At 69.4% G+C, this 21,963-nt stretch carries 22 protein-coding genes; 7 read left to right on the top strand and 15 right to left on the bottom strand.

What is annotated here, in order from left to right; all coding sequences use genetic code 11:
* Positions 1-58: 58 nt before the first annotated feature.
* Positions 59-976 carry an SDR family NAD(P)-dependent oxidoreductase gene (locus ACWEO7_RS13765; protein WP_452423438.1) on the top strand — a complete coding sequence of 306 codons (918 nt, stop codon included), beginning with the start codon at positions 59-61 and terminating at the stop codon, positions 974-976.
* A gap of 55 nt (positions 977-1,031) precedes the next feature.
* Here the strand turns inward: ACWEO7_RS13765 and gatA are convergent, their stop codons facing one another.
* Both gatA and gatC read right to left on the bottom strand, forming a co-directional pair.
* On the bottom strand, positions 1,032-2,558 hold the full coding sequence (gatA, locus tag ACWEO7_RS13760) for an Asp-tRNA(Asn)/Glu-tRNA(Gln) amidotransferase subunit GatA (protein ID WP_452423436.1): 1,527 nt from the start codon (positions 2,556-2,558) through the stop codon (positions 1,032-1,034).
* Positions 2,555-2,854, bottom strand: a complete 300-nt coding sequence (gene gatC, locus ACWEO7_RS13755; protein ID WP_067797657.1) for an Asp-tRNA(Asn)/Glu-tRNA(Gln) amidotransferase subunit GatC — start codon at positions 2,852-2,854, stop codon at positions 2,555-2,557. Before gatC ends, gatA begins: the two co-directional genes overlap by 4 nt.
* Positions 2,855-3,169: 315 nt before the next feature.
* On the opposite strand from gatC, the gene ACWEO7_RS13750 reads away from it, so the two are divergent.
* Positions 3,170-3,820: an amino acid-binding protein gene (locus ACWEO7_RS13750; RefSeq protein ID WP_450020519.1), complete on the top strand. Its 651-nt coding sequence runs from the start codon at positions 3,170-3,172 to the stop codon at positions 3,818-3,820.
* A gap of 39 nt (positions 3,821-3,859) precedes the next feature.
* Here ACWEO7_RS13750 and ACWEO7_RS13745 read toward each other — a convergent pair whose 3' ends face one another.
* The 3 genes from ACWEO7_RS13745 to ACWEO7_RS13735 are packed head-to-tail and all read right to left on the bottom strand — an operon-like array spanning position 3,860 to position 6,022.
* The gene (locus tag ACWEO7_RS13745) at positions 3,860-4,384 is read right to left on the bottom strand and encodes a GNAT family N-acetyltransferase (protein ID WP_452423434.1); all 525 of its coding nucleotides are present in this window, start codon (positions 4,382-4,384) and stop codon (positions 3,860-3,862) included.
* A 50-nt stretch (positions 4,385-4,434) separates the two neighbouring features.
* Positions 4,435-4,758, bottom strand: coding sequence for a hypothetical protein (locus ACWEO7_RS13740; RefSeq protein WP_397275401.1), 324 nt, complete (start codon positions 4,756-4,758; stop codon positions 4,435-4,437).
* Positions 4,759-4,777: 19 nt separating this feature from the next.
* Positions 4,778-6,022, bottom strand: a complete 1,245-nt coding sequence (locus tag ACWEO7_RS13735; protein ID WP_452423431.1) for an AAA family ATPase — start codon at positions 6,020-6,022, stop codon at positions 4,778-4,780.
* Positions 6,023-6,242: 220 nt separating this feature from the next.
* Here ACWEO7_RS13735 and ACWEO7_RS13730 point away from each other — a divergent pair, with 220 nt between their 5' ends.
* Both ACWEO7_RS13730 and ACWEO7_RS13725 read left to right on the top strand, forming a co-directional pair.
* On the top strand, positions 6,243-6,791 hold the full coding sequence (locus ACWEO7_RS13730; RefSeq protein ID WP_450020513.1) for a Uma2 family endonuclease: 549 nt from the start codon (positions 6,243-6,245) through the stop codon (positions 6,789-6,791).
* Positions 6,792-6,900: 109 nt separating this feature from the next.
* The gene (locus tag ACWEO7_RS13725) at positions 6,901-7,254 is read left to right on the top strand and encodes a hypothetical protein (protein WP_452423429.1); all 354 of its coding nucleotides are present in this window, start codon (positions 6,901-6,903) and stop codon (positions 7,252-7,254) included.
* Here the strand turns inward: ACWEO7_RS13725 and ACWEO7_RS13720 are convergent.
* The 6 genes from ACWEO7_RS13720 to ACWEO7_RS13695 form a co-directional block, all read right to left on the bottom strand.
* Positions 7,241-8,287: an S-adenosylmethionine:tRNA ribosyltransferase-isomerase gene (locus ACWEO7_RS13720; protein ID WP_452423427.1), complete on the bottom strand. Its 1,047-nt coding sequence runs from the start codon at positions 8,285-8,287 to the stop codon at positions 7,241-7,243. The genes ACWEO7_RS13725 and ACWEO7_RS13720 overlap by 14 nt on opposite strands.
* Positions 8,284-8,979: an SDR family NAD(P)-dependent oxidoreductase gene (locus tag ACWEO7_RS13715; protein ID WP_452423425.1), complete on the bottom strand. Its 696-nt coding sequence runs from the start codon at positions 8,977-8,979 to the stop codon at positions 8,284-8,286. Before ACWEO7_RS13715 ends, ACWEO7_RS13720 begins: the two co-directional genes overlap by 4 nt.
* Before the next feature lie 68 nt (positions 8,980-9,047).
* On the bottom strand, positions 9,048-11,162 hold the full coding sequence (ligA, locus tag ACWEO7_RS13710; RefSeq protein ID WP_452423423.1) for an NAD-dependent DNA ligase LigA: 2,115 nt from the start codon (positions 11,160-11,162) through the stop codon (positions 9,048-9,050).
* Between the two features lie 247 nt (positions 11,163-11,409).
* Positions 11,410-12,528 carry a methionine synthase gene (locus ACWEO7_RS13705; protein WP_452423421.1) on the bottom strand — a complete coding sequence of 373 codons (1,119 nt, stop codon included), beginning with the start codon at positions 12,526-12,528 and terminating at the stop codon, positions 11,410-11,412.
* A gap of 73 nt (positions 12,529-12,601) precedes the next feature.
* A complete protein-coding gene (gene mnmA / locus ACWEO7_RS13700; RefSeq protein WP_452423419.1) occupies positions 12,602-13,717 on the bottom strand; it encodes a tRNA 2-thiouridine(34) synthase MnmA in 1,116 nt (371 codons plus the stop codon).
* Positions 13,717-14,946 (bottom strand): cysteine desulfurase family protein, encoded by a 1,230-nt coding sequence (locus ACWEO7_RS13695; protein ID WP_452423417.1) that lies wholly within the window; start codon positions 14,944-14,946, stop codon positions 13,717-13,719. Before ACWEO7_RS13695 ends, mnmA begins: the two co-directional genes overlap by 1 nt.
* 258 nt (positions 14,947-15,204) lie before the next feature.
* Here ACWEO7_RS13695 and ACWEO7_RS13690 point away from each other — a divergent pair, with 258 nt between their 5' ends.
* A complete protein-coding gene (locus ACWEO7_RS13690) occupies positions 15,205-15,522 on the top strand; it encodes a hypothetical protein (protein WP_452423415.1) in 318 nt (105 codons plus the stop codon).
* A gap of 188 nt (positions 15,523-15,710) precedes the next feature.
* On the opposite strand, the gene ACWEO7_RS13685 is transcribed toward ACWEO7_RS13690, so the two are convergent.
* The 3 genes from ACWEO7_RS13685 to ACWEO7_RS13675 form a co-directional block, all read right to left on the bottom strand.
* On the bottom strand, positions 15,711-16,727 hold the full coding sequence (locus ACWEO7_RS13685; protein ID WP_452423414.1) for a lysophospholipid acyltransferase family protein: 1,017 nt from the start codon (positions 16,725-16,727) through the stop codon (positions 15,711-15,713).
* Between the two features lie 5 nt (positions 16,728-16,732).
* The gene (locus ACWEO7_RS13680; protein ID WP_452423412.1) at positions 16,733-17,560 is read right to left on the bottom strand and encodes a GNAT family N-acetyltransferase; all 828 of its coding nucleotides are present in this window, start codon (positions 17,558-17,560) and stop codon (positions 16,733-16,735) included.
* Positions 17,561-17,822: 262 nt separating this feature from the next.
* Positions 17,823-19,115: an NAD(P)/FAD-dependent oxidoreductase gene (locus ACWEO7_RS13675; protein ID WP_452423410.1), complete on the bottom strand. Its 1,293-nt coding sequence runs from the start codon at positions 19,113-19,115 to the stop codon at positions 17,823-17,825.
* Positions 19,116-19,227: 112 nt separating this feature from the next.
* Here ACWEO7_RS13675 and ACWEO7_RS13670 point away from each other — a divergent pair, with 112 nt between their 5' ends.
* Both ACWEO7_RS13670 and ACWEO7_RS13665 read left to right on the top strand, forming a co-directional pair.
* Positions 19,228-20,085 (top strand): LysR family transcriptional regulator, encoded by an 858-nt coding sequence (locus ACWEO7_RS13670; protein ID WP_450020489.1) that lies wholly within the window; start codon positions 19,228-19,230, stop codon positions 20,083-20,085.
* An 88-nt stretch (positions 20,086-20,173) separates the two neighbouring features.
* Positions 20,174-20,383: a DUF397 domain-containing protein gene (locus tag ACWEO7_RS13665; RefSeq protein ID WP_452423408.1), complete on the top strand. Its 210-nt coding sequence runs from the start codon at positions 20,174-20,176 to the stop codon at positions 20,381-20,383.
* Between the two features lie 249 nt (positions 20,384-20,632).
* Here the strand turns inward: ACWEO7_RS13665 and ACWEO7_RS13660 are convergent, their stop codons facing one another.
* The gene (locus ACWEO7_RS13660) at positions 20,633-21,742 is read right to left on the bottom strand and encodes a cobalamin-independent methionine synthase II family protein (protein WP_452423557.1); all 1,110 of its coding nucleotides are present in this window, start codon (positions 21,740-21,742) and stop codon (positions 20,633-20,635) included.
* Between the last annotated feature and the right edge of the window lie 221 nt (positions 21,743-21,963).

Raw genomic sequence — 21,963 nt, 5'->3', positions numbered from 1 at the left:
CGAGCGGATTGGCACGGTATCCGACGAGACGGAGCGTCTCGCGACGAAAGGATCACCCATGACCAGAACGTGGTTCATCACCGGCGCAGGCCGCGGACTCGGCCGCGCCTTCACGACGGCCGCGCTCGCCGAGGGCGATCGCGTCGTCGCGACCGCCAGGAACCCGGAGACCCTCGCGGGCATTGCCGACGACCGTCTCACCGTGTTGCCCTTGGACGTTCGCGACCGCGCCGGCGTGATCGCCACCGTGGACGAGGCGTTCGCGCTGACGGGCACGATCGATGTGATCGTGAACAACGCGGGTTACGGCTTGGTCGGCGCCGTGGAGGAACTGACCGAGACGCAGATCCGCGACCAGATGGACACCAACTTCTTCGGCGCCCTCTGGGTTTCCCAAGCGGCGGTGCCCCATCTGCGCACGCAGGGTTCGGGGCACATCGTGCAGATCTCCACGGTCGGGGCCGTGGGCAGTCTTCCCCTGTTCGGGCTGTACAACGCGAGCAAATGGGCCCTGGAGGGATTCAGCGCCTCGCTCGCGGACGAACTGCGTGCCTTCGGCATCCGGGTCACGCTCGCGCAGATGGGCGGCTTCGACACCGACTGGGCCAAGTCGAGCATGCGATTCGCCACTGGCATTCCCGCCTATGCGCAGTTGCGCAACGCCGTCCTGGGTATGCCGGACTACCCGGCCGAAGCGACTGCCGGTCCGGCGACCGGAACGACGTCGACCGAAGCCGGGCCGGGAAACACATCGAACGAGCTCACCGCTTCGGTGGAGCCGAGCGCCGACACCGAGTCCGAATGGATCGAAGCGCCCCCGGAGGTCGCCGCAGCGGGCCTGATCGAGTTGGTGCACATGGCGAACCCCCCGCTACGCAAGATCATCGGGCCCGGCGCGCACCAGATGGTCGCACTCGCGTTGGATCAACGCCGCGACGACTACGTCAGCGACCCCGAATTCGTCTGGCCCGCCTGATCATTCACCGAGCCGCTCGGTACCGCGTGCGCGGAAACCGAGCGGCTCGGCGATATCAGGCGATGGGCCCGCGGGCGGCCTCGTAGGCCGCGCCCACCCGGTAGAGGCGATCGTCGGCGAGGGCGGGGGCCATGATCTGGAGGCCGACGGGCATGCCGTCGTCCTTGCTCAGCCCGGAGGGGACCGACATGGCGGGATGACCGGCCAGGTTGGTCGGGAGGGTGCACAGGTCCGACAGGTACATGGCCAGCGGATCATCGACCTTCTCGCCCAGCTTCCACGGCGTGAACGGGCTGGTCGGCGAGACGAGCACGTCGACCTGCTCGTAGGCCTTGTCGAAGTCGCGGGCGATCAGCGTGCGCACCTTCAGGGCCTGGCCGTAGTAGGCGTCGTAGTAGCCCGCCGACAGCGCGTAGGTGCCGATCATGATCCGCCGCTTGACCTCGGGGCCGAACCCGGCGGCGCGCGTGGCCGCCATGACCTGCTCGGCGCTGTGCTGACCGTCGTCGGCGACGCGCAGGCCGTAGCGCATCGCGTCGAATCGCGCGAGGTTCGACGACACCTCCGACGGCATCACCAAGTAGTAGGACGACAGCGCGTATTCGAAGTGCGGACAGGACACTTCGATCACTTCGGCGCCGAGATCCTTCAGCACCGCAACGGCGGCGTCGAAGGAGGCGAGCACGCCGGGCTGGTAGCTGTCGGAGTGCAGTTCCTTCACCACGCCGATCTTGACGCCGCGCAGATCGCCCTGCGCCCCGGCGCGCGCGGCGGCCACCACCGGCGGCACCGGCACATCGCGCGAGGTGGAGTCGCGCGGGTCGTATCCGGCGATCACCTCGTGCAGCAGCGCCGTGTCCAGCACCGTTCGACCGCACGGACCGCCCTGGTCCAGCGACGACGCGCACGCGACCAGGCCGAAGCGCGACACCGTGCCATAGGTGGGCTTGGTGCCGACGGTGGCGGTGACGGCCGCGGGCTGGCGGATCGATCCGCCGGTGTCGGTGCCGATGGCCAGCGGGGCCTGATGCGAGGCCAGCGCCGCCGCGGAGCCGCCGCCCGAACCGCCCGGGATGCGGGTGGTGTCCCACGGGTTGCGGGTGGGACCGTAGGCGGAGTTCTCGGTGGAGGAGCCCATGGCGAACTCGTCCATGTTGGTCTTGCCGAGGATCGGGATGCCCGCCGCGCGCAGCCGCGTGGTGAGGGTCGCGTCGTACGGCGACACCCAGCCCTCGAGGATCTTCGACGCACAGGTGGTGGGCATGTCCGTGGTGGTGAACACGTCCTTGAGCGCCAACGGAACTCCGGCCAGCGGCGAGGCGGGCTCGGCGCCGGAGGCGATCGCGGCGTCCACCGCGGCCGCGGCCTCGAGCGCCTGCTCTCCCGCGACGTGCAGGAAGGCGTGATACTCGCCGTCGACCGCGGCGATCCGGTCCAGGTGCGCCTGGGTGACCTCGACCGAGGACAGCTCGCGGCCGTGGATCTTGCCCGCCAGCTCGGCCGCCGACAGCGTCGTCAGATCACGCCCACCCGTCGCCTCGCCACCGCCCCCCATGGAATCGCGATGCGATGCCGCGTTCATTCGCCCTCCCCCAGAATCTGCGGCACCATGAACCGCTGCTCGTCCACCGCGGGCGCGCCGGACAGCGCCTCCCGCGGGGTCAGGCCCGGCACCACCTCGTCGGGACGGGTCACATTGGTCGCCGGGTTCGGCGACGCCGTAGCCGGGACGTCGGCGGCGGCTACCTCGGAAATGGTCCGCACATGGCTCAGGATCGAATCCAGCTGTCCGGCGAACTGATCCAGTTCCGCGTCGGACAGCGCGAGCCGGGACAGCCGGGCGAGGTGTGCGACCTCGTCGCGGGAGATGGCGGGCACCGCGGGACCCCTTTCGGCTTCGTTATCAACAATGCTCAACCCACACAGCCTAGCCACCGGGGCCCGGCTCACCACCCGGCACCCGGGCTTCGTCGGCGCGGCGGAGGAACCAACGCCCAGCAGGTCCCCGGCAACCCCCTCCGGCGTGCGACACGTCCGCTCGGACTAGCCCGACACGCCGGTTTCGCGCGAATTCATCGAGTGGCGCGCATCACTCGCCGGTCTTCGACTCGATAACCGGCCGTAAGGGGTGTAAGTATTGCGTCACCCGGGTATCCGTTCAGAGCCTCGGCCGCCCTAAGAAAGGAAACGCACGTGTCGTATCTGCTCCGCGTGCAACTTCCGGATCGACCGGGAAGCCTCGGTGCGCTCGCCCTCGCACTCGGCTCCGTCGGTGCCGACATCCTCTCGCTGGACGTGGTCGAGCGCGGCGCGGGCTACGCCGTCGACGATCTGGTCGTCGAGGTGCCCTCCGGCGCACTCCCCGACACCCTCATCACCGCCGCCGAATCCATCGGCGACGTGCACGTGGACTCGATCCGCCCGTACTCCGGCGTGCTCGACACCCACCGCGAGCTCGAGCTCATCGATCAGGTGGCCGGTGCTCGCGACGACCGGATGCAGGTGCTGGTGGACGGTGTGCCACGGGTGCTGCGGGTCGGCTGGAGCACGATCATCGATATCGGGCCGCAGGGCGCCTACCGGGTGGTGGGCAGCCCGAGTGCGCCACAGACACAAGCGGGTTCGGCGCCGTGGATGCCGCTGGAGAAGCCGACGGTGCTCGACCCCGAAGCCGACTGGGTGCCGGAGATCTGGCGGGACATGGACACCAAACTCGCCGCCGCTCCGCTCGGCAACACCGGCAAGGTGCTGCTGCTCGGCAGGCCGGGCGGCCCCGACTTCCGGCCCTCCGAGGTGGCCCGGCTCGGCTACCTCGCCGGGATCGTCGCCACCGTCCTCGGCTGATTCGCAAGCGGCGCAGCGGATTCCGCGCCGCGGAGATACCTAGGCGGAATCGCCAGAAGGGCCGAGCGGTAGCCGGAGCACATGCAGCAGCTCCCCCGCGGGAGTACGCCAGTCCCGGCTCGGTACGGGGAGGAAGCCGAAGCGATCGTATATCCGCCGGGCGTCGACCATGGCGGCCATGGTGGTGAGGGCGACCGCCGCGCAACCTTCCGCGCGGGCGAGATCGAGCACGGCGCGCACGAGTGCCGTCCCGGCGCCGAGTCCGCGCGCGCCCTTCGCGACGGCGAGCATGCGGAACTCGAGTTCACCCGGCAGCGCGATCTCCGCGTACGGATTGCCCGCGGGTGCGACCGTCAGCGAGCCGACGATCCGGCCCGCGTGCGTGGCGACCAGGACCCGGGCCGAGGCGGCGCGGCGGGCGGTGTCGGCCAGCTCGCCCGCGTACCAGCTGCCCGTTGCCACGTAGCCTTCGCCGACGTAGACCTCCACCGTCAACTCGCCGATCGTCGCGTACTCATCGGGCCGCGCCGCCCGGACGACGACACCCGCGTCCCGCTCATCCATACCCGGCATGATGCCATCGACCATAGTGTGAGCTATGGCACGGCGACCGCTCAGCCGGGACGAGAGATCTGCCAGCGGTCGGGCTTGCCCGCCGGATAGACGACGGTGAGCAGGTCGCCGATCGACGGCCAGGAACTCGTGTCCCAGGCGAAACGGCCGTACACGACCTTGCCGGAGACGGAAGGACCGCTCAGATTCCCGGTGATGGTCACGTACTGGTCGCCCGTCGCGTCGGGGCGCGGGCTCACACCGGTGACGTACAGCGTCCCCTCCTCCGGGTTCGCCGGGCGGTAGCCCCGCTTGCCGCGGATGGTGAACACGATCAGCGACACCAGCACCGCGGTCAGGGTTACCAGCGCGACGAACTCCAACATGCCCCCATGCTAAGTCGCGTCACACCGGCGTGAGCTCGCTGGCGCCCTGAGCCGTCCGCCGTACCTGCCAGACCAATGTGCGGGTGCGTTGCGATCGTCCGTTGCCCCGATCGATCAGCGTCCGATTGTTCGTGGTGAAGATCAACTGCGCCCCGCGGGCATTCGTCTCCGGGTTCTGGAACAGCTGGATCAACCGATCGGTCTCCTCCGCGGGCAGGCACGCGCCGATGTCGTCGACGGCGAGTACCCGGCCCTCGTCCAGCGCGTCGAGCATGGCGGGCAGGACCCGCAGCAACGACAGCGTGGCGAAGGATTCGTCGCCGATCCCGAACGGGGCGTCGATGCCGTCGTGCACCAGGCTCAGGCCGACGCCGCGCCGGGCCACCATGCGCGTGTACAAGGCATCGCGCGCGGCCTTCAGATTGGTCAGCTCACGTTCGAGCAGCACCGGAGTCAGGCCGTTGTCACGCAGCAACTGATCGGCGTGGCCGGGCGAGGAGGCGCACAGATCGATCTGCTTGCCGAGACCGGCGATGTCGGCGTCCAGATCACGCAGGTAGTCGGCGTACAACGGGTCGTGTTCGGCGACGAGCAGATCGCTGATGCCCAGCTCGGCCGTGCGCAGCAGCATCAACAGCCGCGCCGCGTTGTCCGGGGATCGGGAGATGTGACTGCCCAGCCGATGGGCGATGGCGTCGGGTTCAGCGGGACCGCGCTGCACCTCCAGCATGGAATCGAACCAGCGGTAGGCGGGCACGAGCGCGTCGGAATACATCTGACCGGCGAGGCTGAGCAGCAACGCGTTCGGACGAACCAGCGGAGCCAGCGCGGTGATCCCGTAGCGCGCGGCCTCGAACATCGGGCCGATCTTGATCTGTTCCCCGTTGCGCTCGAACACGATTCGCTTGCGCGAGCGCGGATGGGTGTGCAGCCATTCCGCCGTCACGTCGGCGTTGTCCAGCCGGAACCCGTAGGTATACGGCACGCCCTCGGCGACGAACGCCGCCACGAACTCCGAAGGCCGGTCCGGGAATCCGAGATGCGGCGCCCGCACCGGGCCCGCGTACGGGTCCCACCCGGTCACCGAGTGCAACACCGCGTCGCGCATCTGCCCGAGCGCGTCGATCAGGTTCGTCTTGCCCGCAGCGGCGCCGCCGTGCACGGCGGTCACCGGCACCGCCACCGGCCCGCTCCCTCTGGTGAGCCGCAACTCCTGCTCGTCGGCCAGCGATCTGTGATTGGTCACCTGAAAACTGCGCAGCATGCCGCCATACTTCCGTCTGGGCCACGGCTGTGCGACATCAACCCGGTGGCGTCCGCGATCCGCGCCTGTCGTGTCCAGATCGGATACTCACACATCAGGCTCACACATCGATTCGGCCGGCGACGACTTTTCCGCCTGCGGTGCCTGATCACGACTGCTACCTGGTCGAACAGGTCTGTTACCGATGGATCGACGGTCGGCGGCACGGTACCCTGAGCGCATGACCGAGGCTTCGATCGCCTACCGCTGGACGCGCAGCGAGTTCCTGCGCGCGTGGGAGGCGGGCGCGTTCGACCATCGTGTCGAACTCGTCGAGGGGGAGGTATGGCCGGTCGTTATCGGGGACTGGCACGGGTTCACAGTCGGCCGGATCGTCGGTCGGCTGCCACGGGCAGGTGTGGAAGTGACCAATGCGACACTACCTACCGGTCAGTCGTTGCCCGATCCCGACTGCTGGGCACTTCGCTCAGGCGCCGAGCCCGTCGACCTGATCGGCAACAAGCTGTCGGTGTGGGCGGCTTCCGATGTCCTTCTTGTGGTGGAGGTTTCGGACGAAACGGTGGTGCAGGATCTCAACCGCAAGGCGGATCTGTACAGCCGCGCCGGATATCCGACCTATTGGGTCGTCACCAAAGATGTGATCTACGAACACACCGAACCGACGTCGGAGGGTTATCGCACTCGGACCAGGTACCGGCCCGGCGACCACATTCCCGTCCATTACGCGGACACCACCATCGCCGTGGATGATCTGCTGTTCTCCCAGTAGCTGGACGACCGTCATCAGGACAGCAGGTGTGATAGCGGGTTAGCATGCCTGCACGCTGTGGTCTTGCCGCGGCGTACTGCCGAAGTTGTTCGATGGGATGAGGGTAACGATGGGATCGACGGTTCGTCGCGTAGTGGTCGGAGGCTCCGTCGTGGCCGCGCTCGCGCTGGGCTCGCTGACCGTGGCGTCGGAGGCGGTGGCGGACGCGCCGTGTCCGGAGGGCACCGCACGCGTGTTCCTGGCCAACAGCACGAACACCTGCCAGGGCGGCGGGACGGTCAGCTACGACCCGCCCGGCGTGGTGTCGAAGGTGTGCTCGACGGCCGCCGCCGACGTGTCCGCCGAGGCGACGTTCAAGAATCGCCGCGGCAAGATCATCACCCAGAAGCTCGACCTGAGCGACGGCCGCTGCGGGCGGTTCGACATCGCGGGCCAGCTGGGCGCCACGGTCACGGTCCACTGAGCGGGTCACGCCCGAACAGCAGAGCGCTGTCGCCGAACTCGTGCCACAGGTAGCCGGTGTCCACGGCGGCGGCATACGCGGCGGCGACGGTTTCCTCCCCCGCCACTGCTACCAGGAGATCCAGGTGTGACGCGCCGGGCGCGTGCCAACCGGTGATCAGTCCATCCACCACGCGTGCCGGTCGCCGCGCGCCGAGCACCAGGTCGGTCCACCCGCACGACGTGTGGACCAGTCCCGACGGGTCGGCGGCGGTCTCCAGCGCCCGCGTCACCGTCGTGCCCACCGCGACTACCCGCCCACCGGCGGCTTTCGTGTCGTTCACCAGCCGCGCCGTCGAGGCGGCAACGGCGAACCGTTCCGGGCTCGGCGGTTCCCCGGCCTCGGGCGAGGAGACGCCGGTATGCAGGGTGATCGGCGCGAGAGCAACCCCTGCGGTGATCAGATCCAACACCACGCGCTCGGTGAACGGCCGTGCCGCACTCGGCATTTCCGCGCTGCCCGGCACCCTGCCGAATACCGTCGTGTAATAGGCCGCCGACCACCGCTGCGGCACATAGGCATACGTGATGGGGCGGCCGTGTGCGGCGAGCAACCCGAACACGTCGCCGGTGACTTCCGCACTCCAGAGACGACGTCCGCCGGGAAGCCAGGGCGCTCGCAGCGCGGCCGTCGCACCCGGCAATCGCAACACGGTCCCGGCCGAGAGCCGCTCGGCCGGATAGGGGGTGCGCTCGGTGGTCCGGACCTCGACCACCCAGCGGCCGTCGTCCAGCCAGGTGGAGAAATGCAGCACGACCGGCTCCCCGTCCATCGTGGCGTCGACCGCCGACGAGATGGTCGCCGAGTTGTTCACCACCAGAAGGTCGCCCGGGCGAAGGCGGTCGGGCAGCTCCCGGAATCGGGCGTGCGTCAGACCGTCGTCGACGACGAGCAAACGGACTTCGTCGCGCGCCATCCCTCTCGCCTCGGGCGGGAGGGTGGCGTTACGATCCGGGGACAGATCGAAGAACGGCAGTTCGGTCCGCATCGTCATGACGCCCGCCCGGCCACGAAATCCGCGGCGGCATAACGCCCGCTCTTCGGCTTCTCGGCGAGCAACCGCAGCAGCGCGGGCACCACCGTCGCGGGCTCGGGCCGGTCGGAGATGTCGACGCCGGGAAACGCGGCCTGATGCATCTCGGTACGCATGTCGCCGGGATCGAACGCGTAGATGGACAGGCCCGGATGCTCCGCACCGAGGATCGCCGTGAGCTGATCGAGCGCTGCCTTCGACGAACCGTATCCACCCCACGTGGGATACGGCTCCACCGCGGCGTCGGAGCTGATGTTCACCACGGCGCCGTCCGGCCGCAGCAGCGGCAGCACGAGCCGCAGAATCGCCAGTGGCGCGACGACATTCGTGCGCAAGACGCGCTCGAACTCGTCGGATGGATAGTCCGCGAGGCCCAGCAACGGACTCGGCCCGAGACGGCTGGCGTTGTTCACCAACAGGGCGAGTTCCCCCGCACCGCGCGCGGCGTCCGCCAACCGGGCGCGATCCGCCGGATCCGTGACGTCGCCCGGGACCGCCTGGAACGACGGCCCGAGTTCGGCGGCCACCCGCGTCAACCGGTCGGCTCGACGCCCGGTTCCAAGCACCCGCCACCCTTGTTCGATCAGCGCCCGCGCGAGCGCCGCGCCGAACCCGGCCGATGCGCCGGTGATCAGTGCGGTAGGACGAGACATGATGACCTCCTGGTAGTCGCCTACCAGTCGATCCTCATACCTCAACGTATCTTCAGGTCAAGCGCCGATCACTCCTCGGCTTCGGCGTCCTCCGCGGCCGTCTCCGGCGTGACCGCCTCGGGACCGCCGGCCAGCAGCCGCTGGAACCCCTCCTCGTCGAGAATCGGCACGCCGAGTTCCTCCGCCTTGGCGGCCTTCGACCCCGGCGCGTCGCCGATCACCACGAACGCGGTCTTCTTCGAAACCGAACTGGCCGCCTTGCCGCCGCGCACCAGGATCGCCTCCTTGGCGCCGTCGCGGGTGAAGCCTTGCAGCGAGCCGGTCACCACGATGGACAGACCCTCCAGGTTGCGCTCGATGGATTCGTCGCGCTCGTCCTCCATCCGCACACCCGCGGCCCGCCACTTCGCCACCACGGCGCGGTGCCAGTCGACGGTGAACCACTCCGCCACCGCGGCCGCGATGGTAGGGCCCACGCCGTCGGCGGCGGCCAATTCCTCGACCGACGCCGCCTCGATGCGGTCCAAGCTGCCGAATTCGGCGGCCAGCGCTCGCGCCGCGGTGGGGCCGACGTGCCGGATGGACAGGCCGACCAGCACCCGCCACAGCGGCCGGTTCTTGACCGCGGCAAGGTTCTCCAGCAGCCGCTTGCCATTGGCGGAGAGGCTGCCGTTCTTGTTGGCGTAGAGCGACGTGGTGAGCAGCGTCGCCTCGTCCAAGTCGAACAAGTCGCCCTCGTCGGTGATGGCGCCGGACTTCAGCAGATCGATCGCGCCCTCGTAACCGAGAGCCTCGATGTCGAAAGCGCCGCGGCCTGCTACGTGGTACACGCGCTCGCGCAACTGGGCCGGGCAGAACTGCTGGTTAGGGCAGCGGATGTCGGCGTCGCCCTCTTTCTCCGGGCGCAGTTCGGTGCCGCATTCGGGACAGTGCGTCGGCATGACGAATTCGCGCGCGTCTTCGGGGCGCGCGTCCACCACCGGCCCCAGCACCTCGGGGATCACGTCACCCGCCTTGCGGATGGTGACCGTGTCGCCGATCAGCACGCCTTTGCGCTTGACCTCGGCCGCGTTGTGCAAGGTGGCCATCGCGACCGTCGACCCCGCGACCGACACCGGCTCCATCACCGCGAACGGCGTCACCCGCCCCGTGCGGCCGACGTTCACCTGGATGTTCAGCAGCTTGGTCGTCGCCTCCTCGGGCGGGTACTTGTAGGCGATCGCCCAGCGCGGAGCGCGCGAGGTGGAGCCGAGGCGGCGTTGCAGCGCGGTCTCGTCGACCTTGATCACCTGGCCGTCGATCTCGTGCTCGATGTCGTGCCGGTGCTCGCCCCAATACGCGACTCGCTCGATCACCGCGTCGATGCCCTGCACCCGTCTGGTGTGCTCGGACACCGGCAGGCCCCATGCGGCGAGCGCGCGGTACGCCTCGTATTGCGAGGTCGGCGTGTAGCCCTCGATCCGGCCGAAGCCGTGACAGATCATGCGCAGCCTGCGCCGCGCGGTGACCGACGGATCCTTCTGCCGCAGCGAACCGGCCGCGGTGTTGCGCGGGTTGGCGTAGGGCGGCTTGCCCTCGGCCACGATGGCGGCGTTGAGCGTCTCGAAATCCTCCAGCCGGAAGTACACCTCGCCGCGGACCTCCAGTAGCCGCGGGATCGGGAACTCGGCGCTGGGGTTCAGCTCGCCGGGGATGTCATCGATGGTGCGCGCGTTGAGCGTCACGTCTTCACCCGTGCGTCCGTCGCCTCGGGTGGCGCCACGGACCAGCCTGCCGTTCTCGTAGACCAGGTTCAGCGCGACGCCGTCGATCTTGACCTCGCACAAATAGTGCAGGTCCGGCCCGGTCTCCGCCTCCACTCGGGCGGCCCAGGCGCGTAGCTCGTCGACGTCGAACACGTTGTCCAGCGACAGCATCCGCTCGAGATGATCGACGGCGGTGAAATCGGTCGCGAACCCACCGCCGACCAGCTGGGTCGGCGAGTCCGGCGTGCGCAGGTCCGGATGCTCGTCCTCCATGGCCTGCAACCGCCGCAACAGCGCGTCGAACTCGCCGTCGGAGATGATCGGCGCGTCCCGGACGTAGTAGCGGAACTGATGCTCACGCACCTCGTCCGCGAGTTGCTGCCAGTCCACCCGCTGCTCTGGCGTCGCCGGGGCCGCCGCGCTCTCGCTGTCACTCACCCATCGCACATTAGCGGAGGCCACCGACAGGGAGCCGCCGTGTTCGCGCACGTCGCCGCCCTGGCGGACCCGAATTCCGGCCGGTCCGTTCTTCGGCGCGAGCACCGGCGCTCCGGCGGTGCGGCGGCCTGCCCCGGCTCGCCGTCGCGGAACCCACACCACGGCAGACCGAGTTCACGAGGTGTCATCCCGCGAACGGACCTGCCCCGCGGGTCCGAGCGGGGATTCGCGTTCTCGCACGGCGACGTCAGGAGAACGAAAGCTCCTCCGGCTCTTCGGCATACGCGCGCGCGACGTCCGCGGTCAAGCGCAGCGCTCGTCTGCTCCACTCCAGCGACCCACCCGCCAGTCCGCATGCCGGGCTGACCGCGACCCGCTCCGCCAGCGTGCGGCGGCCGAAGCCGAGCCGATCGATCAGCCGCACGCCCGGTTCGGCGAAGGTCCGCCAGGTGACCGTCGTGGCAGGCGCCGCGGTGGGGACGACGCCGAGCACGAGCTGCTTGCCCGCTTCCAGGGCCTCCCCGACCTCGTCGAGTTGCCCGGTGCCGATGATGCTCAGATCGAACCCGATCCCCGCGGCGGCGCTGTGGCGCAGCGCACCGAGCGCGGGCGGCTCGGCGCAGCTGTGCACCAGCACCGGCGCGGACTGGGCGGTGATCACCGCGTCCAGCACGGCCAGCGCTTCCGGTTCGGGCAACGCGCGCACGGTGTTCAGCACGCTCACCCCGCGCAGCGAGCCGTCCAGCACGGCGGTCAGCGACGGTTCGTCCAGCTGCACGACGACCTGCGCGCCGAGGCGCTTGCGCACCTCCGCCACGTGCTGCGCCAGCCCCTCGGCCAGGGACTCCGAGAGGTCGCGCACCGCGCCGGGATCGGTGAGCACGCGATGACCGCCGGGCAACTCGACCTGCGCGGCCAACGTCAGCGGGCCCGCCGACTGCACCTTCACCGTCCGGCCGCGACCGGACAGGCCTGCGTTCTCCCACGCTTCCTCGAGCGCGTCCAGATCGGTCCGCAGCAGGTCATGGGCGCGCCGCGAGACCGAACCCGGGCGCGGCGCCAGTCGATAGCCCCTGGAGGTGGTGTCGAAACGCAGATCGACCAGCAACGCGGAGGCGCGGCCGACCAGATCCGCGCCCGCGCCCCGACCGGGCAGCTCCACCAGGTGCGGTAACTCACCGAGTTCGCCGACGATGGTCGCGGCGGCCTCGCGCGGGTCGGTGCCCGGCCAAGAGCCGACGCCGGTGGCGACGCCGCCTCGCAAGCGCACCGGCTCGGCGGTCACGTCTGTCCCGCCATCTCGCGTCACGTCATCTGTGCCGGTCTCGTACACCGTTGCCGCACTCCATCCGATCGATTCCGCCATTTACGGGACCCGCCGTCCTCGACGGTCACAGCCCAGTTTTCCGCACCGGACGACACCGGAGGATGGTGCGGGATCACCGCGCCGCCTCGGCCCCCGTTTCACTCGTGACAGGCTCTTGCGCGGTGCCGGAGATGGTCCCGCTGCCGATCACCTCGTCACCCTCGGGATCCGGACGGTAGACGACCACGGCTTGGCCGCGCGCGACGCCGGTCAGGGGCTCGCGCAGCCGCACGAGCAGTCCGTCGCCCACCGCCTCGGCCACCGCGGGCGCGGTGCCGCCGTGCGCGCGCACCTGCGCCACGCACTCGATCGGGCCCGCGGGCGCGGAGCCGGACGTCCAGATCGCGCGCTCCGCCTCGACCGTCCAGACCTGCAAGTCCTCGGCCGAGCCCACGCGGACCGTGCCGGACTCGGGATCGATGCCGGTGACGTACCGCGGCTTGCCGTCGGCGGCGGGACCCGGCAACCCCAGACCCTTGCGCTGGCCGATGGTGAATCCGTGCACACCCTCGTGCCGCGCGAGCTCCCGGCCGTCGGCGTCGATGACCGCGCCGGGCCGGATGCCGATCTTCGCGCCGAGGAAGGCGCGCGTGTCGCCGGAGGGGATGAAGCAGATGTCGTGACTGTCGGGCTTGTTCGCGACGGCGAGCCCGCGCTCGGCGGCCTCGGCGCGGATCTGCGGCTTGGGGGTATCGCCCACCGGGAACATCGCGCGCGAGAGCTGCTGCGCGGTCAGCACCGCCAGCACATAGGACTGGTCCTTGTCGGCGTCGACGGCGCGGCGCAGCACACCGTCCTCGAGCCGCGCGTAGTGCCCGGTGACCACGGCGTCGAAGCCGAGCGCCACCGCGCGGTCGGCCAGGGCGGAGAACTTGATCTTCTCGTTGCAGCGCAGGCACGGGTTCGGCGTCTCGCCCGCCGCGTAGGCCGCGACGAAGTCGTCGATGACGTCTTCCTTGAAGCGGTCGGCGAAATCCCAGACGTAGAACGGGATGCCGAGCACGTCGGCGGCGCGCCGGGCGTCACCGGCGTCCTCCTTCGAGCAGCAACCGCGCGATCCGGTGCGCAGCGTGCCCGGTGTCGCCGACAGCGCCAGATGCACGCCGACCACCTCGTGACCGGCGTCGACGGCACGCGCCGCCGCCACGGCCGAATCCACACCACCGCTCATCGCGGCGAGTACCCGCATCAAACACCTCCTTTCGCACCGGCCAGGCCCGCGGCCTTGGCCCGCTCCACCACTTGCGGCAAGACTTTCAGTACTGCGTCGACGTCGGCACGCGTCGAAGTGTGCCCCAGCGAGAAGCGCAGCGATCCGCGCGCCTGCCAGGGCTCGACACCCATCGCGATCAGCACGTGACTGGGCGTGGCGACGCCCGCGGTGCACGCCGAACCGGTCGAGCACTCGATCCCCGCGGCGTCCAGCAGCATCAGCAGCGAATCCCCTTCGCAGCCGGGAAATGTGACGTGCACGTTGCCGGGTAGCCGCCGTTCGCCGGCCGGCCCGTTGAGCACCGCGTCGGGCGCCGTCGAGCGGATCCCGTCGATCAACGCGTCCCGCAACGCGACCAGCTCGGCGGTCCGGGCGTGTAGTTCGATCGAAGTCTGGCGCAGCGCGGCGGCCAGCCCGATCGCGGCCGCCGTGTCCGAGGTGCCCGACCGCAGGTCGCGCTCGTGCCCGCCGCCGTGCAGCAGCGGCACGCACGGCACCTGCCTGCCGAGCAGTAGCACCCCGATACCGTGCGGGCCGCCGACCTTGTGCCCGGCGAAGCTGGCCGCGGACAGGCCGCTCGCGGCGAAGTCGATGGGCAGATGCGCCGCCGCCTGCACCGCGTCGCTGTGCATCGGCACGCCGAATTCGGCTGCGACGGAAGCGAGCTCGACGATCGGCTGGATCGTGCCGACCTCGTTGTTCGCCCACATGACGGTGACCAGCGCGACCTCGTCGGGATGGGCGGCGAGCGCGGCGCGCAGCGCTCCGGCCGCGACCACGCCCTCGTCGTCGACCGGCAGCCAGGTGACTTCCGCGCCCTCGTGCCGCTCCAGCCACTCCACCGCGTCGATCACCGCGTGGTGCTCGACCGAGCTGGTGATGATCCGGTTCCGGCGCGGATCGGCGTCGCGGCGTGCCCAGAAGATGCCCTTCACCGCCAGGTTGTCGCTCTCGGTGCCGCCGGAGGTGAAGATGACCTCCGAGGGGCGGGCGCCCAGGTCGGCCGCGATCGACTCGCGCGCCTCCTCCAGCAGCCGACGGGCGGCGCGCCCGGAGCCGTGCAACGAGGACGCGTTGCCCGTGCTGCGCAAGGCAGCCGTCATCGCCTCGATGGCCGCGGGCAGCATCGGTGTGGTGGCCGCGTGATCGAGGTAGACCGTCTGGGGCGCAGCACCGTTGACCGGACCCGAAAAAGCCGACTTCATGACCAGTTAAGGATAGCTGTCACCCTCAGCCGCTTATTCCCCCCTGCTCGCGCGCCCGCGCGGAGTCCGTTCCCCGGCGCTGTTCAGGTTCGAACGCCCTGTGACCGGCCGGATCTCAGGGCTTTCACCTATTGATCGTACCGCTGAATAGCGGTACGTTGTTCAGCGTGTTGATCGTCGATCCGTTTTGGAGAGCGGATCCGGGCCGGGACGGCCGAGCGGTCGCCTCCCGGACGAATCGATAGTGAGGAAGTTCCGATGGACCCACGCACCCATGGACGTACCCGACGTGTGCTGGCACGCGCCGCCGCCGCGTCCGTACTCGCCCTGATGCCGGTCGCCGCCGTCGCGGTGCCCGCGCTCGCCGACCCGATCGTGCTCGAACCCGCCGACCAGCTCGACGCGACCCACGGCCGCCACGGTCACGACGACTGGAATCGCGGCAGGCACAACGACTGGGACCGCGGCCGCCACGACGACTGGTTCCGCGGCCGCGACCGCCACGACGACTGGGATCGCGGCTGGGATCACGGCTGGGACAACAGGTGGCGGCCGCCGACGGGAAGCGGCTTCTGAGTTCTTCCCCAGCTTCCGGGGCGGGTCGACATCGGCTCGCCCCGGACTCATGTGCGGGCACCCTCCACGCCGGTGCTCACGTGAACGCGCGACCCCCCCAACAGACACGTCCGCGAGTGGCACATGGCTGTGGCAAACCGCGAGTAGACCTCTCGGTGGTGTGCCACTCGTGAAATCGGTCGAGTCGCTTACCGGGCGACCGCTGCGGTGCGGCGGCCGCGCAGAATCGGGCGGCGGCGAGGTCGGCGCACTTCCGGTGCTTCGGCCGCGACCGACGGGTCCTGTACCCGGGTGTGCCCCGCCTCGATCCATTCCGTGGTTTCGTGGCGCGGCGACGCGGTGCCGCGAACGGCCGCCTCGCAGCGGCGGGCCAGTTCGCGCCGGTCGGGGCCCGGTTCCAGCACCGGTTCCAGCACCACTTCGGCGACCATTCCGCGCGAACGCAGCACCCGCCCGGCGGAGGAGCCGAAGGTGTCGACGCCGACGAAAGCGGGCACCGTGCACGGCACGCCGTGCCGGTCCAGGTACCGCAACCGCACCGGCTGCACGGGGGTGCCGGTGTCGACCGCGGCCTGGAGCAACGCGGGACGCATGCCGCCGTAGGCGCGGCCACACCACGTGGTGCCCTCGGGGAAGACGCCGATCCGCTCACCGGCCGCCAACCGTGCTCCGACCGCGGCCACTACGCCCGGCAACTGCCGCAGGCTCTCGCGTTCGATCGGGATCACCCGCATCAACTCGGCGAGTTTGCCGATCATCGGCCAGTCCAGCATGTCGGCGCGGGCCACGAAGCCGAGCGGCTGCACCGAGGCCAAGGCGACGATGTCGGTCCAGCTGATGTGCCCGGTGACGATCAGCACACCCCGGCCTGGGGCGCCGAAACCGGCGGGTGCGAGCGTGGTGTCGCCCTCATCGACGACACCACGCTCGTCCGCGGTCAGTCGGTTGTCGACGACGCGCAACCGCAGGCCGATGGCACCGAGCAGCAGGCGCGCGTAGCCGCGCTGCAACGGCGCACGCTTGCCGCGCGGGGTCACCGCGTGCGCGATCGGGTAGCTGAGCAGCAGGCCCGCGACTCCGGCCAGCCGGGCGGCCACCCGCGCCGGGCCGACCCGGTCGATCGGATCGATGCAGCCGGAACCGCAGGGACTCGACGGCATCCATGCGTGCGCGGCGGACGTGGCGGGTGGCGCGTCGAAGACCACTGTCCTCACCGTCCCCCGTCGAACGACGCGGCGGCGTCTTGTAGGCGATCGAGGTAGCGGGTGTTGATGGTGTTCAGCCCGAGCAGCACGACGAAGTCGGCGACCGCGAAGGCGGGATCGTGGGCGGGCTCGCCGCAGATCTCCGCGCCCAGCCGCAGGTAACCGCGCACCAGCGGGGGCAGCTTCGGACGCGACGGCGGGGTCAGTTCGTCGAGGGTCTTGCCGTCGACGATCACCGGGTTGTAGGGGTGCACCCGGCGCTCCGGGTCGGATGCGTGCCGCCCGAGCAGCATGTCGCGCACGCCGCGCACGTTCACTCCGGGCGGGTCGGCCGGGGTGTCCTGCATCGGCACCGACACGCAGCCCATCACCCACTCGTAGCCGGTGAGCTGGATGTAGTGCAGGATCCCAGCCCACATGAGGGTGAGCACCGAGCCGTTGCGGTGGTCGGGGACCACGCACGCGCGGCCCATCTCGACGATCCGCATCCGTTCCGGATCCAGTTGAGCGAGATCGAATTCCGTCGCCGTGTAGTACCCGCCCGCCGCGGCGACCTTGTCCGGCGGCAGCATCCGGTAGCAGCCGACGAATTCCCCGCTGGCGTCGTCGCGCACCAGCATGTGGTCGCAGTGCTCGTCGAAATGGACGGCGTCCAAACCGCTGCCGTCATCCGGGATCCGGAAACCCGGCTCGTTGGCGAACACGTTGTAGCGCAGGCGCTGCGCGGCGACGCGGTGATCGAGGTCGGAGGAGACCACCAGCGAGTAACGCGACCGTCCCTCCCGGGAGTCCGTCGGTCGAGCCGGGGCTGTCAGCACGGACGAAATAGTCATATCCACGATGAAGCCAGCCCGACAATGCGCCCCAGCAACCTCGAAGTGTCGCCACGATGCCGGTTGGGTGAACGAGACGGCTGTCACACCGAGCGTTCACCGAACGGTTCCACCGCGTTCGCCCTCCCGCACCGAAACCGCTTCCGACATGCGGTTTACCGAGCGAATCGCGGTCCGATCCCGCGCAGCGTGAATACCGCGCACCGCGAATCGCGCCGCCTTTCGATCGTGCGCGACGCGATTCTCAGGTGCGAGAAGCCATTTAAGCGGCTCGGCTCTCCGCGGCGAGTACCTTCGGCGCGGTCGTGTCCTCCTCGGCGAAACCGGGGCGCCCGGTGAAGATGAACGCGACCAGCCAGGACGCGACCGCGGCGAAGCGGTTGCGGAAACCGACCAGGTAGAACAGGTGCACCGCGAGCCACATGAACCAGGCGATCACACCGCGGAAGGTGATGCGGTCGTTCAGCTTCGTCACGGCGCTGAACCGGCTGATCACCGCCATGCTGCCCTTGTCCCAGTAGGTGAAGGGCGTGCCGGGCTGCTTCTTGCGGCGGATGATGTCGGCGGCGTGCCTGCCCTCCTGCATGGCCACCGGCGATTGCCCGGGGTAGCCGTTGAGCGAGGTCATGTCGCCGATGGCGTAGATGTCGGCGTAGCCGCCGACGGTGAGATCGGGGTTGATCAGCAGTCGGCCGGCCCGGTCGGTCGCCACGCCCGTGGCCTCGGCCAGGATCTTCGCGAACCCGCCCGCCTGCACGCCCGCCGACCAGACCACGGTCTCGGCCGCGATCGCGTGCTCGACCCCGTCGGCGCTCTTCACGGTGACCTTGCCGTGCTCGATGTCGGTGACGAAGGTGCCGAGCAGCACCTCCACGCCGCTGCCGGTCAGCGACTTCTTCGCGTACTCCGACAGCCCGCCGCCGAACGGCGGGAGCACCTCGCCCGCGCCCTCCACGAGGGTGACCGAAACCTCCTGGTGGTAATACCGTTTCGCCAGCTCCTTCAGCTGACCGGCCACCTCGACGCCGGTCGCGCCCGCGCCGACCACGACGAAGCTCAGCAGCTTGCGCCTGGTCTGCTCGTCGGCCTGCGCGGCTTCGGCGAAGACGCGCGCGATCTGGGCGCGCAGCCGCCGCGCGTCATCGATGGTCTTGAGCGAATAGGTCTTCTCCGCGAAATCGTCGCGGCCGAAGTAGGACTGGCTCGCGCCGGTGGCCGCGATCAGCGAGCCGTAACGGATGCGGTGCGAAACGCCCTCGTGCTCATAGGTGACGATGGCGCGGTCGGGATCGATGCCGACCACGGTGCCGAGGCGAACGTCGGCCTCGCGATGGCGGCGCAGGATGCCCGCGATCGGCGGCGCGATCTCCTCCGATGTGAGCACACCGGTCGCTACCTGGTACAACAGCGGTTGGAACAGATGCTCGGGCGTGCTGGAGATCAGCACATAGTCCACCCCCGACTTGGCCAGTTGCTTGGCGGCGGCGAGCCCGCCGAACCCCGATCCGACAATGACGACACCCGCGGTTTCGATTCCCGCGTCTACGTACTGCATGACAGCCTCCTTCTCTCATTACGAACCGCGATCCGGAGGGCGGATATTTCAGGTGTGTGGGCGCATAATTAAGATGACTCTTATCTCGATTCGTAATTAATCAGGAGGCGCCGTGGAACTTCGGCAGCTCACCTACTTCGTCGCGGTGTGCGAGGAACTCAGCTTCAGCGGCGCCGCGGCGCGCTGCTTCATCTCGCAGTCGGCGATCAGCCACCAGATCTCCCGGCTCGAACGCGACCTCGGTGTGCAACTGTTCGAGCGCTCGACCCGCTCGGTCGTGCCCACCGACGCCACCGCACGGCTACTTCCCCTTGCGAAACAAATGCTGAGTCTGGAGTCGGCGATCCGCGCCGCCGTGCGGACGGTCGGCCCGCGCATCCGGCTGGCCGCGAACATGTCCTTCGCCACCCGCTCGCTGTCGGCCATCGCGGGGGCGCGCGCCGCGCATCCGGAGGCGGAGATCGAGTTCGTCATCAAACCCTTCCGTCAGCGCATCACCGCGGTGGCGGACAGCGACTGTGATCTGGCCCTCATCCGCGGCCGAGTCGACCAGCCCGGCCTCGTGGTCGAGCAGCTGTGGGTGGAGGATCTGGTGATCGCCACCTCCAGCGCGCATCCGCTGGCCACGAAGGACACGGTGACCCTGGCGGATCTGGCCTCCTACCCCCTGCTACTCCCCCCGGAGCAGGAACAGGTGTTGCTACACACCGTGATTCGCAACGCGTTCGCCGAACTGCCCACCGGCCCCACCTTCGGACCGCCCATTCCGCCGGACCACACCGCGACGATGGAGCTGATCAACCGGCCCGAGGCGTGGACGGTGCTCTACGCGGAGAGCACGACCGAGGGGCTGGTGGTGCTGCGGCTGGCCGAATCCAAGCTGCGCATCCCCGTGTCGGCGGTCCTGCGCGCCGACGCCCGGCGCTCACCGATCCTCGACACCCTGCTCACCGCGTTGCATCGTTGCTGATTCAGGCCTCGCAGGACGACAACGCCCCTCGCGGCCACGAAGTGGAATCGCGAGACCTGCTTCGGCGGGTGGCAAGGAGTTACGAGCGGTGGACAGTGACCTATCCGGGGCGAAATGGTTCAAGAGCCGCCGCAGCGAGAGTGGTTCGCAATGCGTCGAAGTGGCATGGCTCCACAGCGGCATGATCGGCGTGCGGGACAGCAAGAACCCGACCGGCCCAGCATTGGTGTTCGCACCAGGTGAGTGGGACGCCTTCACCACAAGCGTGCAGGTCGGCGAATTCGACCGCCCCGCCTGACGAGAACTCGCACCCACTAACGGGAAACGACTGGCCCCGCACCGCCCACCACACGGCCGGAGCGGGGCTGCTCCATTGCGTCCATCGAATCCTTTCCGGCGAAAGAGCGAGATCGGCAAGGGGCTCCCCTACGGCGCAACGACCCTGCTGCGCATCTGCGCCGAACCCTCCGGCAACCGCAATCCGACTTCTCGCCGGACGGAACCGGCCCCGGTCCAACCGGGGCCGGTCGCACGAGTCGCCCCAGGGTCAGACGCCCAGTTCCGTCGACGCCAGAGCCGTGCCCTCGATGCGCGCGCGGATCTTGGCGAACGCGGTCTCCCGCGAGGTGGAGGTGTCGTCGGCGAACGGTGCGAAGCCGCAGTCGTCGCAGGTGCCCAACCGATCGACGGGCAGGAAACGAGCGGCGAGCAGCACCCGGTCGCGGACCTGTTCGGGTGTCTCGACCTGCGGGTCGATCGGGTCGGTGACACCGATGAACACCCGCGCCTCGGCGGGCAGGTGCTCGGCGACCACTGCGAGCACCTTCTCCGGATCCGGCTCGCTCGCGAACTGGAGATAGAACGCGCCCACCCGCAGTTGCAGCAGCTTCGGCAGCAATTCGACGTAGTCCACGTCCAGGCTGTGCGTGGAGTCCTGGTCGCCGCCCGGGCAGGTGTGCACGCCGATTCTGGCTCGCTCCTCGTCCGAGAACCGGTCGAGCACTGTGTTGTTCAGCTCGATGAACTGGTCGAGCACGCCGCCGCTCGGATCCAGCTTGAGCGACAGCCGCCCCTCGGTGAAGTCGAGCTGCACCAGGTGCGCACCCGCATCCAGGCAGCCGCGGATGTCGGCCTCCGCCGCGTCGGCGAGGTCGGCGAGGAACTGCTCGCGCGGATAACCCTCGATCCCGTCGGCCGGATACAGCAGGCTCAGCGCCGACGGCGCGATCACGGCCTGCTTCACCGGAACGGTGGCGTGCTGCTGCGCGTCGCGCAGATAGTCCGCCGCGTGCGCGGCATAGCGGAACGGACCGGAGGCCAGCCGGGGCAGCTGTCTGTGGTGTCCGTCGGCGAACGGGATGATCGCCCCGTCTGGGGCCAGATTATCCAGCCCGACAATCGGATAGGTGGCGAAGCTCGGCTTGGACTGCTCGCCGTCGGTGACGACGGGAGAGCCGAGTTCTTCCAGCTTGCGCACGGTCTCGGCGACCGCGCTGCGCTGGAGTTCGGCGAGCGCGGTGGCGTCGCCGGATTCATCGGCCATGGCGGCCAACAGATCGTGAGGTCGAGGGATGCTACCGATCGGTTCCGTTGGGATGCTCACCGGCCGAGTGTACGTCCGTGACCTGCGATTTCGACGCGAAATCGCCTGCGCCATAATTTCTTTCGCCTCGGTCACGAATTTCGCGCGAGTGGCCTTGAGAGTTCGCACGAATTTCGCGCCGATCTTTTCCGATGGGCCACAATACGCGACCCGAGATGCGCCCCGGAACGCGAACGGCCCCGGACACGAGGTCCGGGGCCGTTCGACGGCGAGAGCCCGATCAGCCCTTGTGCGTCTTGACCGCTTCGGTCAGCTGCGGCGCGACGTTGAACAGG

It is taken from the genome of Nocardia sp. NPDC004260, from assembly GCF_053603155.1.
This window is presented reverse-complemented; position numbering and strand designations above follow the sequence as displayed.